This window comes from Arthrobacter sp. MYb23 (assembly GCF_002979775.1).
Classification (GTDB): domain Bacteria; phylum Actinomycetota; class Actinomycetes; order Actinomycetales; family Micrococcaceae; genus Arthrobacter.
Genome location: NZ_PCPR01000004.1, coordinates 29693 through 44112, shown reverse-complemented (window position 1 = coordinate 44112; position 14420 = coordinate 29693). Strand labels below are relative to the sequence as shown.

General features: G+C 64.2%; 15 protein-coding genes. 11 read left to right on the top strand and 4 right to left on the bottom strand.

Translation table 11 applies throughout. The annotated features are described in order from the left end of the window. Positions 1–10: 10 nt before the first annotated feature. The gene (locus CQ020_RS06610; protein ID WP_105691112.1) at positions 11–1039 is read right to left on the bottom strand and encodes a type IV toxin-antitoxin system AbiEi family antitoxin domain-containing protein; all 1029 of its coding nucleotides are present in this window, start codon (positions 1037–1039) and stop codon (positions 11–13) included. A 220-nt stretch (positions 1040–1259) separates the two neighbouring features. Between CQ020_RS06610 and CQ020_RS06605 the strand changes: the two genes are divergently transcribed. From CQ020_RS06605 to CQ020_RS06595, 3 genes are all read left to right on the top strand, one after another. Further along, positions 1260–2105 (top strand): HAD family hydrolase, encoded by an 846-nt coding sequence (locus CQ020_RS06605; RefSeq protein WP_105691111.1) that lies wholly within the window; start codon positions 1260–1262, stop codon positions 2103–2105. A gap of 59 nt (positions 2106–2164) precedes the next feature. Further along, positions 2165–3004 (top strand): helix-turn-helix domain-containing protein, encoded by an 840-nt coding sequence (locus tag CQ020_RS06600; RefSeq protein WP_105691110.1) that lies wholly within the window; start codon positions 2165–2167, stop codon positions 3002–3004. Positions 3005–3087: 83 nt separating this feature from the next. Then, complete coding sequence (locus CQ020_RS06595) at positions 3088–3483, top strand: DUF1761 domain-containing protein (RefSeq protein ID WP_105691109.1); 396 nt, start codon at positions 3088–3090, stop codon at positions 3481–3483. A 26-nt stretch (positions 3484–3509) separates the two neighbouring features. Here the strand turns inward: CQ020_RS06595 and CQ020_RS06590 are convergent, their stop codons facing one another. After that, complete coding sequence (locus tag CQ020_RS06590; protein ID WP_105691108.1) at positions 3510–4250, bottom strand: GAF and ANTAR domain-containing protein; 741 nt, start codon at positions 4248–4250, stop codon at positions 3510–3512. A 139-nt stretch (positions 4251–4389) separates the two neighbouring features. On the opposite strand from CQ020_RS06590, the gene CQ020_RS06585 reads away from it, so the two are divergent. Then, positions 4390–5166, top strand: a complete 777-nt coding sequence (locus CQ020_RS06585) for a sigma-70 family RNA polymerase sigma factor (RefSeq protein WP_105691107.1) — start codon at positions 4390–4392, stop codon at positions 5164–5166. Between the two features lie 34 nt (positions 5167–5200). Here CQ020_RS06585 and CQ020_RS06580 read toward each other — a convergent pair whose 3' ends face one another. Beyond that, positions 5201–6163, bottom strand: a complete 963-nt coding sequence (locus tag CQ020_RS06580) for a glycosyltransferase family 9 protein (RefSeq protein WP_105691106.1) — start codon at positions 6161–6163, stop codon at positions 5201–5203. Positions 6164–6248: 85 nt separating this feature from the next. Here CQ020_RS06580 and CQ020_RS06575 point away from each other — a divergent pair, with 85 nt between their 5' ends. From CQ020_RS06575 to CQ020_RS06545, 7 genes are read left to right on the top strand one after another with little or no spacing between them, the layout of a single operon-like run. After that, entirely contained in the window at positions 6249–6839 is a 591-nt protein-coding gene (locus CQ020_RS06575) for an HAD-IIIA family hydrolase (protein ID WP_105691105.1), read from the top strand. Further along, the gene (locus CQ020_RS06570; protein ID WP_105691104.1) at positions 6836–7924 is read left to right on the top strand and encodes a glycosyltransferase family 9 protein; all 1089 of its coding nucleotides are present in this window, start codon (positions 6836–6838) and stop codon (positions 7922–7924) included. Before CQ020_RS06575 ends, CQ020_RS06570 begins: the two co-directional genes overlap by 4 nt. Next, positions 7921–8988 carry a glycosyltransferase gene (locus tag CQ020_RS06565; protein ID WP_105691103.1) on the top strand — a complete coding sequence of 356 codons (1068 nt, stop codon included), beginning with the start codon at positions 7921–7923 and terminating at the stop codon, positions 8986–8988. The genes CQ020_RS06570 and CQ020_RS06565 overlap by 4 nt, the downstream gene beginning before the upstream one ends. Continuing rightward, positions 8985–10253, top strand: coding sequence for a glycosyltransferase (locus CQ020_RS06560; protein WP_105691102.1), 1269 nt, complete (start codon positions 8985–8987; stop codon positions 10251–10253). Before CQ020_RS06565 ends, CQ020_RS06560 begins: the two co-directional genes overlap by 4 nt. Then, positions 10250–10975: an SIS domain-containing protein gene (locus tag CQ020_RS06555; RefSeq protein ID WP_374955177.1), complete on the top strand. Its 726-nt coding sequence runs from the start codon at positions 10250–10252 to the stop codon at positions 10973–10975. Before CQ020_RS06560 ends, CQ020_RS06555 begins: the two co-directional genes overlap by 4 nt. Next, entirely contained in the window at positions 10972–12435 is a 1464-nt protein-coding gene (locus tag CQ020_RS06550; protein ID WP_105691101.1) for a PfkB family carbohydrate kinase, read from the top strand. The genes CQ020_RS06555 and CQ020_RS06550 overlap by 4 nt, the downstream gene beginning before the upstream one ends. 44 nt (positions 12436–12479) lie before the next feature. After that, on the top strand, positions 12480–13175 hold the full coding sequence (locus tag CQ020_RS06545; protein WP_091464488.1) for an SDR family oxidoreductase: 696 nt from the start codon (positions 12480–12482) through the stop codon (positions 13173–13175). On the opposite strand, the gene CQ020_RS06540 is transcribed toward CQ020_RS06545, so the two are convergent. After that, positions 13141–14316, bottom strand: a complete 1176-nt coding sequence (locus CQ020_RS06540) for a glycosyltransferase family 9 protein (RefSeq protein ID WP_181151792.1) — start codon at positions 14314–14316, stop codon at positions 13141–13143. The genes CQ020_RS06545 and CQ020_RS06540 overlap by 35 nt on opposite strands. Positions 14317–14420 lie beyond the last annotated feature (104 nt).

Sequence of the window (14420 nt, the reverse complement as noted above, 5' to 3'; positions counted from 1 at the left end):
GACGGACAATTCACCCTTGCGTGCCCTGGTGAATTGTCCGTTTGGCGGTGTTCCTTAGCGGAGTCAGTCCAGCCGCGAGGAGTTTTGCCGTGAGCAGGGCTGGATTGTTAGCGGTGGCCCAGTCCCAGCGCACCACCTTGAACCCAAGAGCACGCAACCGGTCCTCACGTTTCTTCTCGGCGAGGACCGCTTCCCGGGCGCTCTGTCCACCCAGATATTCGTCCCTCAAGTACTTTGCATCGCCGTCGAACTCTCCGATTACTCCTTGGTCCCGCCAAAAGAAGTCCGTACGGGCAACAAACCCCATGGCATCGCGGAACTCGTACTGTAGCTCCGGAACCGGGAAGCCGAGAAGGTGCATCTGTGCACGGCTAAGCGACTCACCCGCAGAGCCGGAATTCTTGTCAGCGAAGCCAAGAATCTCGTCCACGCGTTGTCTCTTGGCCTCGGAGGCAAGGCCCTCGGCTGCCGTCCCGAGGGTCGCCCTGCTCATGAAAAGCGAGGGAAACCTGGCTGCGCTGATTGCGTGATCGGCCAAGACAACGCCCTTGGTGAAGGAACTTCTGGCGAGGACATCCACGGCCGTTTGCGCCAGCCCCGTGAGCCGCAAACCGCGCAGGTACACGGTGTCGGTTGAATAGTAGTGCCGATAGATTCCATAGCCCCGAATTCTTTCAAGTCCTGTAGCGCCACTTGGCCCAAGGGCCGCTGCCTGGGTGTTCGGGCTTCGCGACCCCGCATGCCCACGCGAAGCGTTGGCGAGGTGGATGTGAGTTGGAACGCCGAGTATGTGGAGTCCCCAGAACAGCGCGGCTGTTTCGAAGCAGAACTCCGCGGACGGGTTCTCCGCAGCCAGGGCCCGGGCGGTTGCGGAGTATCGGTCCCAGGGTTTGAGCCCGAGCCAATGTTCCTTGTCCACGTAGACGCCTCTGCGTACCCGGACAAGTTCGCCCTTCTTGTACCTTCGGCTGAGCTGCCGTTCGGATCCTGATTCGAGTCGGTGCCGGGCGGCCACTATGAATTCGTTCTGGTAGTCCATGCACCACTGTTGCTGTGCGGGGGATCAGTTGGCTGGCACTGAGTGGGGCTATGTGGATAGTGCCCCGGTTATTCACCGTTATGTGGACAAATCACCCGTGGATGCGGGGGTGAGAAGTCCGGGACAAGGTGTGAGGCGCCACCAGTATTCACCGTCCGTTAATCCACAGCTGTGGCGCCGGTCCTAGTTCAGCGTCGGAGGTGTCTGCTCTACTGTAAGTATGACTATTTTGACTGATACTCCAGTTGCTGGCATCGATGACCAGCCAAATAACAACAACAAGCTCATGATCGCCTTGGATGTCGACGGCACACTTGTGGACCACGATGGCCACATGTCCCCGGCTGTTCGCTCCGCTGCGCAAGCGGTGGTTGCCGAAGGTCACGACGTCATGATTGCCACGGGTCGTTCGCTCAACGCGACGCTTCCCATCATCCAGCAGATCGGTCTCGAGCGAGGCTACGCTGTGTGCTGCAACGGCGGTGTGACCCTTCGCCTGGATCCCTCGTTGGAGAAGGGCTACGAGATCATCCACAAGGCAACTTTCGATCCTGCGCCTGCTCTGAAGGCCCTGTGTGAACGGCTGCCCAACGCCAAGTACGCGCTGGAAGATGAGGACGGAAATTTCCTCTCCACGGAGCGTTTTCAGGACGCCAGTTTCGGCGTGGAGTCCATCGGCGTCGACTTCCAGACCATGTTGGATGCCACAGCAGTTCGCGTAGTGGTCTTCAGCAGCGAAAATACTTCGGACGAGTTCAACGAGGCCATCAGGCACATCGGACTTTCCGGCGTGACCTACTCGGTGGGGTGGACGGCTTGGCTGGACATCGCTGCCGAGGGCGTGACCAAGGCAAGTGCACTGGAGGTCCTGCGCCACAAGCTCGGCACAGACCTTGCCAACACGGTTGCCGTTGGCGATGGCCGCAACGACATCGAGATGCTCACCTGGGCAGGCCGGGGCATTGCCATGGGCCAGGCTCCCGATGAAGTAATCGCCGTTGCGGATGAGGTCACCGCCTCAGTGCTCGACGACGGCGCGGCACACGTATTGCGCAACCTGCTGTAACAGCCCACTCGCCTCAGTCGGCAGCACCGGAGTTCTTGGGTGCTGCCTAGACTGGGGCTGTGTTCTACGAAGAGAGTCCCGCGCCGCCGGGGTTGCAGCCGTTTGTCACCCGGCTATGGTTCGTCCGCGCCCAGCCTCAGGCCCGGTACGAGAAAATCCTCCCCGGACCGGAATCGCATCTGATTCTCAACCTCTCGGAGCCGTACCGCCTCATCAGACCTTCCGGAAACGCCGGCGAACCCACGGCAACGGAAGTGGCCACAGGTTTTTATGCCGGCCTGCAGGGCAGCTACATCATCAGTGAGAATCCGGATCAACTCTTCAACGTTGGTGCCCGCCTGACTCCCTATGGCCTTGCAGCGTTCACCAGCCAGCCGCCGTCGGGGTTTCAAAACCGCGTGGTGGATGCCGAGAGCATCTTCCCGGGCTTTACGGAACTGCGCTCGCATCTAACGGACGCTGAACCCGGGCAAGCATTCGCGGCCCTGGCAGGGTTCTTGGAACAACAGATCAGGCCTGGCTACCGAGCGGACCCGAGGACCATGCAGGCTGTCGAAACCCTTGCCAAGGAAGACGTGGAGATCAGCGTCCTGGCGGCAGGGCTGGGGGTTAGCGCCTCCACCTTGGAGCGAGTCATGATGCGGGACTGCGGGATCACCGCCAAGGCTTACTCGGACGTGTGCAGATTCAACAGGATCGTCAACCAGGCGGCAGCGCTGCCCAAAGGCGCGGTGCCGGGCCGTGAGCTTCTGAACCTGGCCGATTACTACGATCAGCCGCACCTGATCCGGGCTTTTAGGCGCTTCAGCGGCTTCACGCCCACGGAGTATCTGGAGGTGGTGCAGAGTTACGGTGCTGAGTACGCCACTTTCGTGCCGCTGGAGGAAGTCACCCGATAACCTGCGGGTTTTATACAAGACCCCACTCTTTCCCGGGCGTACGGTGCATTCAGGAACTTGCACACCTTGGAGAGGACCCCTCAATGGACCTTCAGATCAATTGGCTTGCGGTGTTGTTGGCTGCGCTAGCCACTTTCGTGGTGGGTGGGCTTTGGTACTCGCTGCTGTTCGCCAAGCCGTGGCAAAAGGCGGCGGGTGTCAGCGATGAGCAACTGAAGTCCGGAACGGCACGAGTCTTTGTGGGGTCGTTCATCCTTGCCGTGGTGATGGCCGTTTTCCTGGCAGCGTTCATTGGTGGCGGCGGCTTCGCGTTCGGAACCTTTGCCGGCTTGGCCGCTGGATTGGGATGGGTAGCAACGGCGCTGGGCGTCAACTATCTGTTCGAGCGCCGTAGCCTGACGCTGTTCGCCATTAACGGCAGTTACAACGTGGTCACTTTCACGGTCATGGGCTCCATCATCGGCGCGATGCAGGCCTAGCCGCCGGGCTGTCACCTCAAGCGAAGTTACTTGAAGTACGTCTGAACCGGCCCTCCGCCTGCGGATTCAACGATGGCCTGCGCCACCGCACGTAGCTTGACGTTCCGGTTGCTGGAGGCCTTCTTGATGAGTTCCATAGCCTCCTGTTGGGTGCAGCGGTTCTGGGCAATGATGATGCCGGTTGCCACGTCGATCACGGTGCGGGATTCCATGGCTGCCCGCAGGTTGTTGGCGGTCTGGCTGTGTTCGGCAATCAACACGGCCAGGCGCAGGCCTTTGGATGCCTGCTGGACGTAGTCGTTGGCGCGTTGCACAGCGGCTTGATCAAAGGCGTTGGCATGTTCGGAGTAGAGGTTGAGTCCCGCCCTGGCAGCATCTTCGCTGAGGGGGAACGGTACGGCCAGGACGGACCGTATGCCGTTTTCGGTGACGATCTTGTTGTACTCCGGCCAAGTGTTGTCCTTGGCGAAATCCGGTATGTGCACTTGGGTGACTTCACGGCAGGCGCGGAGGCACGGTCCGTCGTCGAAGTTGTACTGCAATTCATCCAGTATCCGGGCGCGCTCGCTGCTGCTTGCCACCGTCCCTGCGGAGTGATGCCGCATCAGGGTGATGCCACAGTAAACCTCGTTGCCAGGGGTGCTGAACATGCCGGCTGAGTGTCTGGCGAGCTCCTCCAGGAACGCTTCAACGTCAGGAGAATCGAGCAGCAGGTCCTGAATTTCGGCCACCACTGAGGTGGGCTCGGCGAGCTGCGGGTCTTCCATGGGGAACTCCGATCCCTGATGTGGGTACCTTTCGAGACTAACCCCGTGGACCCGTTGAAAGCCAATAGTAAGTGTGCTTTCCTTTTTAAGGAGTCTTGCCGTGGGCTCACCCTCTCCAGTCGGTTAAGAATTGAAGCCCATGCGTCAAACCCGACCCCTCAACGTCCCTGCACGGACGGCCGCATGCAAACCCGAAGGCAGCATTCGGCAGAGTTTCCAGGACAGCCTGGTCCTGGACCACCTCAATCTGGCCAAGTCCATTGCCGCCAGATACTCCGCCCACACTCACGACCTCGACGACGTCAGGCAGGTCGCGTACATGGGCCTCATCAAGGCCTCCCGCGGCTTCGACGAGTCCAAAGGCGTGAGCTTTCCCGCTTACGCCGCCCCCACCATCGCCGGGGAGGTTAAGCGCTACCTCCGTGATCATTGCTGGGTGGTGCGCCCTCCGCGGACCATCCAGGACATCCGCCGCCAAGTGCTGGCCCGGACGGAGGAACTGACCCAAACTCTGCAGCGCACCCCTTCGCCGGAGGAGGTGGCCGAAGATCTGCATCTTGAACCGTGTCAGGTCCGCGAAGCGCTGATGGCAGGCACCAGCAAGCGACCGGATTCCCTTGACGCCCCGACGTCCGATGGGCGTGACGGCCTCCAGGGTGCGCTTTCAGCTTTCGGATGCCCTACAGACCGGCTCGAGGACGTGCTGGCTCTGCGGAACGCCATCCGCAGCCTGAGCGCAGAGGACCGGCATTTGCTGTACCGCCGCTATTACCGCGAGGAAACGCAGTCCACTATCGCGGAGGCGTTGGGAATGTCGCAGATGCAGGTGTCGCGCAAGCTCTCCAAGATCCTGGTGTCCCTCCAAACGCAACTGTTGGAGGAAGAAGCCCACCTGCGGGACGGGACGGCACCGTAAAACAGGGACCCATGACCGCGCACAGCAGCGCCAACTAGCAGCGCAGACCCTCCACGGCATCCAAAACGTCGCGGACGCTGACGGCCAAGAGCGCAGGATCAGGATCGGCTGAGAACACATCACCACGGCGGAGTCCGACGGCGGTCAGCACCACATGCGGTCCGGGCGGCGGTCCCCACTCTTCCGCGGGCGCGGGGCCGAACAGCACCACCGACGGGCGTTCGTAAGCGGACGCCAGATGCGCGGCGCCGGTATCGGCGGAAACCACAAGGCGGGCGTCGGCTATGGTGGCCGCAAACTCGGCCAGCCCTTGCCGCCCGGCCAGCAGTCCGTCGTCGAGGTTTGCTCCTTTGAGCTTGGCCAAGGCGGCCGTATCCTCAGCGCGCCCGCGCTCGGACGTGCCACCTGTGAGCACCACATCATGGCCGGCCGCAGTCAGTTCCGCGGCAACCTCCGCGAACCGCTCCACCGGCCACAGCCTGCTGCCGTAGGCCGCCCCCACATGTATTACCGTGGCGCCGGGACGCTGCGCCGGAACGGCGGGACGGTTCAGACGGTAGTCCAAAGGGTCGGCATCGATGCCGTGCCAGGTGAGCAGCCGCGTCCAGCGCTCGCGTTCCGGGATGCCGGTGGTCCACTCCGGCCCGTCAGTGCCGTTGGAAGCATGCGCCACTACACGGCTGGCTTGGAGTTCTGCAATCCGTAAACGGCTTTCGGCCCCGTTTCCGTGGAGGTTGACGGCGATGTCCACGGCTCCACGCGGGACGGTCAGGGGAGCGTCGAGCCCAGGGGTTGGCAGGTGGTGAATGCCGCCCACAAGCTCCAAAGCCTCGGCGATCCAAGCGGGTGCGGCGTAGAGAATCCGGTGCTCGGGGAACGCCCGGCTCAAACCCCGGAGCGCCGGGACGGCAACCAGCAAATCTCCCAATTTCAGGGCGCGCAAGGCCAGCAGAAGGGGCTGATCGTTGTTGTTGTGACTGTCCAAAGCTGTGTCCATGGTGGCCTCCCGCTAGGAGTCTAGCCGCACGAAACTTCTCGCGGCCGCACTGTTTAGCGTCCGGAGAACTGGGCACGTTGCGGGTATGGGAGGAACCGGAACGTTGAAGGCGGTCCTGTTTGACCGCGATGGAACACTGGTTGTTGACGTGCCCTACAACGGCGATCCGCAGCTGGTGAGGCCCATGGAGAGTGCCCTGTCCGCCCTCGCAAAGGTACGTCGGGCAGGGCTGGCCACGGGAGTGGTGACCAACCAGTCCGGGGTTGCGCGTGGGCTGTTGACGTTGGACCAGATGCACGCCGTCAACCAGCGGGTGGATCAGCTGCTGGGTCCGTTCGATGTGTGGGAAGTGTGCCCGCATGGGCCGGAGGACGGCTGTAACTGCCGCAAGCCTGAGCCGGGAATGATCCTCGAAGCGTGCAACTCCCTGGATATCAAACCGGAGGAGGCCGCCTTCATTGGAGACATCGGCGCGGACATGGAAGCGGCTTCTGCTGCAGGTGCCAGGGCTGTGTTGGTGCCAACGGAAATGATCCGCCGCGAGGAGATCGAGGCTGCCGGCAGTGTGGCCCAGGACCTGGACCATGCCGTTGAGATCCTGCTAGCCGGGTCTTTGGACTGGACTCCGGACGGGGAAACGGACAAAGCTCTGGATGAACAGGATGCCCCTGCATGAGCCGCGTCCTGGTAGCCCGCTTGGACAGCATGGGCGATGTCCTACTCTCAGGACCTGCCCTGCGCGCCGTGGCAAATGGAAGTCGCCCCGATGGCAGCCGGCCCAATGATGTGGTTCTGCTCTGCGGTCCCGAAGGATCCAGCGCTGCGGAGATGTTGCCCGGAGTAACGCAAGTGCACACCTGGGCGTGCCCGTGGATTGTGAACCCGGCGCCCCCTGTCACTGACGAGATGACCCGGGGCCTGATCGACTTTGTCCGCAGTTCGCGGATTCAGGAAGCCGTTATCCTCACGTCCTTCCACCAGTCCCCGCTTCCCCTGGCGATGCTCCTGCGCCTGGCCGGCGTCACAAAGATCACGGGCGCATCAACGGACTACGCAGGCTCACTCCTGGACGTCCGGCTAAAACCAGGTGAGGACTTCCCGGAGGACCAGCCCGAAGCGGTCCGGGCGCTCACCATCGCAGAGGCCGGCGGCTATGTGCTGCCCGACGGCGACGACGGAAAGTTGCGCATCACCTCCGGCCCGGATCCCGAAGGGGTAGCTGACGCACTGGCTGACGAAGGACCGTACATTGTGGTCCACCCGGGATCCGCTGCTCCGGCGAGGGCTTGGCCCGCGTTGCACCATGCAGCAACCGTGGAACTTTTGGAGGCGTACGGGCACCGGGTGGTGGTGACAGGTGGCCCGGGCGAAACCTCACTCACGGCAACAGTGGCCGGCCCTGCCGCCCGGAACCTCGGCGGCGGAACCAACCTCCGGACGCTCGCAGCGATACTGGCCGGAGCCGCCGTCGTGGTCACCGGCAATACCGGCCCCGCCCATTTGGCCGCTGCGGTGGGAACACCCGTGGTGTGCCTGTTCGCCCCGGTGGTTCCGGCCATCCGTTGGGCGCCCTACGGTGTTCCGCTGGAACTGCTGGGAGACCAAGAGGCGCCTTGCAAGAACTCCCGGGCCCGTGTTTGTCCGGTCCCCGGACATCCCTGCCTGAGCTCGGTAACACCGGAGCAGGTTGTGGAAGCCGTTGAACGGCTCCTGGGAGGCGTGTCCTCCTTGTCCACTCGACGAAAGGTTTGGAAACCATGAGAATTCTCGTGTGGCACGTCCACGGCGGATGGATGGAGGCTTTCGTCCGTGGCCAGCATGAGTATTTGCTACCGAAATCGGCCGACGGCGGCGCGTGGGGTTTGGGTCGAGGTGGCCGTGAGTGGCCTGCCGCCGCAGTGGAAGTGGACTTGGAAACCCTGGACCCGGGCAGCGTGGACGCTGTGGTCCTGCAAAGGCCTGAAGAGATCGCAGCCGTGACCCGCTCACTGGGCCGACGCCCGGGCGCTGACGTTGCCGCCGTGTACCTCGAGCACAACACCCCCAAGGGCGACGTCCCGTTCACGCTGCACCCGTTGGCGGACCAGAGCACCATCCCCGTGGTCCACGTGACCCATTTCAACCAGCTTTTCTGGGACACAGGCACGGCAATCAGCTCGGTGATTGAACACGGCATTCCGGATCCCGGACCCCTGTACACCGGGGAGCGGGAAGAAATGGGTGTGGTGGTCAATGAGCCTGTCCGGCGCGGGCGGGTCACAGGAACCGATCTCCTGCCCGGATTCGCGGCTGTGGGGCCGCTGCGGGTCTTCGGTATGGGAACGGAGGCTTTGCCGGAAGCCCTGAACCTCAAGGGATTGGGCCTCAGTGAGGAAAGGCTCCGCATAGCCGGCGACGTCCCCGCCCCGAAGCTCCACCAGGAACTGGCCCGCTGCCGGTTGTACCTCCACCCGCTCCGCTGGACCTCATTGGGGTTGGCCCTGCTGGAAGCCATGCACCTTGGCATGCCCGTCCTGGCTCTGGCTACCACCGAGGCGAGCCGCGCCATTCCGCACGGCGCAGGCTTGGTTTCCAACGACGTCGACGACCTCCACAGGTTCGCCCGGCGGCTGCTGTATTACCCTGACGACGCCTACGCCATGGGCATGATCGCCCGCGAGGCCGCGCTGCAGCGCTACGGACTGAACAAGTTCCTGAGGGCCTGGGACGAACTCCTGGCCGAACTCCCCAAGGGCACGCACCGGGGAAGCCACGCGCAGTTGGGCACAGCTTGCCCCGGCCCTGACACCAACGCCCGCCAAGAAACAGAGAGGACGCACCCATGAAAATCTCCATGGTCTCCGAGCACGCCAGTCCGTTGGCCGCTTTGGGAGGCGTTGACGCCGGGGGGCAAAACGTCCACGTGGCGGCGCTTTCTTCGGCCCTGGCGGATCGCGGTCATCAGGTGACGGTGTACACGCGGCGTGATGACCCCGATCTTCCAGGGCAGGTTCGCGTGGGTCCGGGACTCACCGTGGTTCACGTGGACGCCGGTCCCGCCCGCCGCATCCCCAAGGACGATCTCCTGCCGTATATGGGAGAACTGGCCGACGGGATCTGCGCAGACTGGGCCGGTGACCTCCCGGACGTGCTGCACGCGCACTTCTGGATGTCCGGACTCGCTGCCATCCAGGCGTCCCGCCGGGCAGGAGCAGCCGACCCCGTTCCCGTGGTTCAGACCTTCCACGCCCTGGGCTCGGTAAAACGCAGGCACCAGGGCGCAGCTGATACCAGCCCGCCTGCCAGGGAATGGCTGGAGCCGTGGGTGGGACGCACCGCCGACTGGGTCATCGCCACCTGCCCGGACGAGGTCTTCGAACTCAAAGCCCTCGGCATCAGCCGGTCCAAAGTTTCCATCGCACCCTGCGGTGTGGATCTGACCTTGTTCCCCGGAACGTCCGACGCCGAACCCAAAACCCGCACGCATCGGATCCTGAGCGTGGGACGCCTCGTGCAACGCAAGGGAGTGGACCTCATTATTCAGGCCCTGCCCTTCCTGGCGGAGGCGGGCTTCAACGATGTTGAGCTGCTGATTGTTGGCGGTTCCGGCGATGCCCTGACACTCGAGGAAGACCCGGAAGCTCAACGGCTCCATGCGCTGGCGAAAGAGCTGGGCGTCGAGGACAAGGTGACCATGCGGGGCCAAGTGCCTCGCGACGCCATGCCCGGCATCTTCCGCAGTGCCGACGCCGTGGTTTGCGCACCGTGGTACGAGCCGTTCGGCATCGTGCCCCTTGAAGCCATGGCATGCGGTGTACCGGTGGTGGCGGCAGCTGTGGGCGGACTCCGGGAAACCGTGGTGGATCAGAAAACCGGACTGCACGTCCCACCGCGTGATCCGGAAGCCCTGGCGGAGGCGCTGGGGAAACTGCTGGCAGACCCGGGTCTTCGCGCCGACATGGGCCGCGCCGGAGCACGGCGTGCACGCTCCCGTTACTCCTGGGAACGCATCGCAGCGGACACCGAGAAAGCCTACCGATCCGTTCTGGCGGCCGGACTGTCCCGGCAAGCCGTCGAGCGCATGGAACCACTGGAAGGAACGGCACTGTGACTGTCAAAGGCTCCGTAACTATCCAAGGCGCTGAAACCACCACCCACTCCAAGGCGTCCTCCGGTGTTCCGGACACTGTCCCGGCGCGGTGGGCTCCCGGCCTCACTGCCACAAACCACATCGACGAGGTCACCAAGCACCTGGACAACGTCCTGCCCGCGCTGGACTCCCTGCGCTCGCAGTCGGGCCGTTTGTCCGAGTGGGGAACCGTGCTGGCCCAGCGTCTCCTGTCCGGGCAACGTTTGCTTGCGGCGGGCAACGGTGGCTCAGCTGCTGAGGCCCAACACCTCACGGCCGAACTGGTGGGCAGGTTCGATGAGGAACGCGCACCCTTTTCCGCGATCTCCCTCCACGCAGAGTCCTCCGCCGTTACCGCGCTCTCCAACGATTACGGCTTCGAGGAAGTCTTCGCACGCCAAGTCAGGGCCCACGGCCGTGCCGGTGACGTCCTCATTCTTCTGTCCACCAGCGGCCGCAGCCCCAACCTGCTCAAAGCAGTGCGTGCCGCCAAGGAACGCGGCATCACCACGTGGGCACTCACAGGCCCCGGTCCCAATCCGCTGGCCGACGCGTGCGATCAAGCCATCATCATCGACGCCATCTCCGCGGACGCCCAGGAAGGCCACCTCATCGCCGTCCACGCAGTCTGCCGGGCATTTGACGCCGAGGTAGCCCGGCGGGCCGGATCGGGCCCAAACTCATTCGGAGCAGGGCAGCCATGAGGATCACAGTGGTGGGGGACGTTCTCCTGGACGTCGACATCAACGGGGCCGCCACCCGGCTCAGCCCCGACGCGCCGGTGCCGGTGGTGGACGTAGCCGACATCCGGCGTCGTGCGGGTGGCGCGGGGCTGGTGGCTACCGTGCTCGCGCAGGACGGTCACGACGTCGCGCTGGTCACCGCCCTCTCGGACGACGACGGCGCCAGCCACCTTAGGAGCGCGCTGACCGGTGTGCGTGTGCTCGCCGGAGTCCCGCTCGCGCCTACACCTACCAAGACCCGCGTGCGGATCGGGACACATCCCATGGTCCGGTTCGACCAAGGATGCGCGCCTGCTCCCGTTCCTGCCAGTACGGAAGAGATGCTCGCAGCCATTGCCTCGTCGGACGCCATAGTGGTGGCTGACTACGGCCGGGGCATCACCGCCAATACGGAGATCCGCGCTGCGCTCGCCGACGCCGCCGGACGTGTCCCGGTGGTGTGGGACCCGCATCCTGCCGGTTCCGAGCCCGTGGAAGGAGTCGCCGTCGTGACGCCCAACCTTGCCGAGGCGCTGGCATCCGCGAAGGCCGCCGGGCTGGAACCGAGACGTACAGGTGCCGAAGAAGCCGGCCTGTACCTGCTCGAAAAGTGGGGAAGTGGCGCCGTTCTGGTCACCAGGGGTGAAGACGGGGCGCTCCTGCTCTCCGTCGGTGACGCCGCGCAGGGCATCCCGGCGCCCAAGACCAACGTCAGCGATCCCTGCGGGGCTGGCGACCGGCTGGCCGGAAGCCTTGCCGTGCACTTGGGCCTGGGTCTTGACCTCGCGCAGGCGGCAACCAAGGCGGTTGAGGATGCGTCGGCGTTCCTTGCCGCTGGAGGAGCGGCATCAGCGGCGGTGGTGGCTGAAGCGGCAGCGTCGGTGGAAGAGCCCGGGCCGAGTCCCGTCGTCGAACTCAATCCCGAAATCGAGCCCAGCCCCCAAATCGAACTCAAGGGCCTGGAACTCGTTGACCCCGGTGAGTTGGAACCCGACGGCGTCCGGCTGGCTCACGCCGTGCGGTCCAGGGGCGGCTCGGTGGTGGCCACCGGTGGCTGCTTCGACCTCCTGCACGCAGGCCACGCGCGGACATTGGCCGCCGCGCGCAGTATGGGCGATTGCCTGATCGTGTGCCTGAATTCAGATGAATCGGTCAGGAGGCTCAAAGGCGCACACCGGCCAATCGTCAGCGCGGAAGACCGCGCCGAGTTATTGCTGACACTCGAATGCGTTGACGCCGTAGTGGTCTTCGGCGAGGACACTCCCGAGGCCTGCCTCAGCGAACTCAGACCCGATATCTGGGTCAAGGGTGGCGACTACACCCCCGAAGAACTGCCGGAAGCCCGCTTGGTGGCGGGCTGGGGAGGGCGTTGTGTCACGGTGCCCTTCCATCCGGCTCGCTCCACCAGCGGCTTGGCTGCAGCACTGGCCAAGGTCAGCTGACAACACGCACTCAACCAACCAATTGAGCAACCGAGAGGAACCGCATGAACACGCAAACACCCGGCCGCGTCATCGTCACTGGAGGCGGCTCCGGCCTTGGCGCTGCGATCGTGGAAGCCATCCGCGACGCCGGCGGCACGCCCTTCGTCTTTGACCGCGATGTCAGTAACGTGTCCGGTGCCAAAGCCTTGGAAGTGGACGTCTCCAACCGTGAAGCCGTGGAAGCCGCCGTCAAGGAGGCCGCCGAAACCCTGGGCGGCCTGGACGGTGTGGTCACAGCTGCAGGCATTGACCGCTGCGGCAAGTTGGGCGACGTCCCGGCGGAGGAATGGGAAAAGGTCATCGGAGTGAACCTCCTGGGCACGGTGTCCGTAGTCCGTGCGGCGCTGCCCTATCTGAAGGGATCCCGTGGCCGGGCCATCACCATAGCCTCAACACTGGGTCTCCGGGCACTCCCGGATGCCACGGCGTACTGCGCCTCGAAGTTCGGCGTGATCGGTTTCAGCCGGGCTTTGGCTGCGGAAACCGGGGGAGTCATCGGCGTCACCACCATCATTCCCGGTGGCATGAAGACCCACTTCTTTGACGATCGCGACGAACAGTACAAGCCGCAGGACGATTCCAAACTGAACGATCCCGCCAACGTGGCGCAGGCCGTGGTGTTCGCCCTCTCCCAGCCGTTCGGCAGCGAGGTCCGCGAGCTCCTTATCTGCCCCGCAGAAGAAGGCTCGTGGCCGTAAGGTCCAGCACGTCCTGAACAACATCGGCCACGGCGATGCCCTCAATCAGGGTGTCGTCGTGGCCGCAGTGGGGTGCCGTCCATCCCACCTGGGTGACGTCCGCTCCGCAGCGCGGGCAGTGCGTAACCCACGACATGCGGATGCGGTGGAGACTCCGGCCACGAGGCCCGGCATTCAGCACGTTGCCCACCCAGAAGATCCCCACCGTGGGCGTTCCCAACGCCTGCGCCAGGTGCCGGGGCCCGCTGTCGCTGGCGAGCATCACGGATGCGTCCGCCAGGAGCGCCGCCAGATCCCCGATGTCCAGCTCGCCAGCCACGGAGCGCACGGCGTTCTGGTCTGCTGCCGGCACTTGGCGGATCGCCAACTCCGCCACTTCCTGCGCCAAGGCCTTCTCTGACCGGTCGCCCACGATCAACACCTGGGCCCCTTCCGTCGCCAGTCCCGCCGCGGCACCAGCGAAGTACGACGCCGGCCATCGCCTTCGAGGATCGGTGGCACCCGGGTGGAGCACTACCAGCGACGACCGCTGCGGATCCCGTAATCCAACAATGTTCTGCTGATGCTCAGCCTTGGGGCGCACGGGCGGGGAAATAACGCCGGGAACTCCGGCAAGACCCGCCACCTCCAGCCACCTGTCCGATTCATTCTGGTAATAGACGTAATCAAGATTCCGCTCCAACGGCTTCGCATCCCTGGTCCGCGTGCCCACAGTATGCCGCGCCCCAAGCCGAAGCAGGAAAGGGTTGGAAAAGCGTCCGCCGCCGTGCATTTGGAACGCAACATCGAACTCCCTGGCCCGCATCGCCTCGAAGAACGCCTCTTGGGCCGCGACGTCCGCAGCATCGTCCCCAAAGCGCTCGCCGTTGCGGGGACCGTCATGGACTCCGCGCGCCACCGGCAACATCTCGACGTCGTCAACAGGACCTTCCGTAGCGGCCACCACCGCCGCATGGACAGGCGTGCCCAAAACCGAGATGGTGGCGTCGGGGTACGCGTTCTTCACAGCGTTGAGTGCCGGGTAGGTATAGATCAGGTCTCCCAATCCACCGCCCCTCAGGACCGCTATCCGCCTGACGCCGCTGAACTTTTCCAGCAAAGGACCCACGCCGTTACTTGGAGTCGTGATCGGATCTTCCATGGATGATTCCTTTCGCTGGCAAAGCGGCGCGCGGGTTCCCCTGGCACTTCGATTCCGGGCGGAAAGTCCGGCTCGGAAACTCCCGGGTCCGGCGTGTGAAGGCC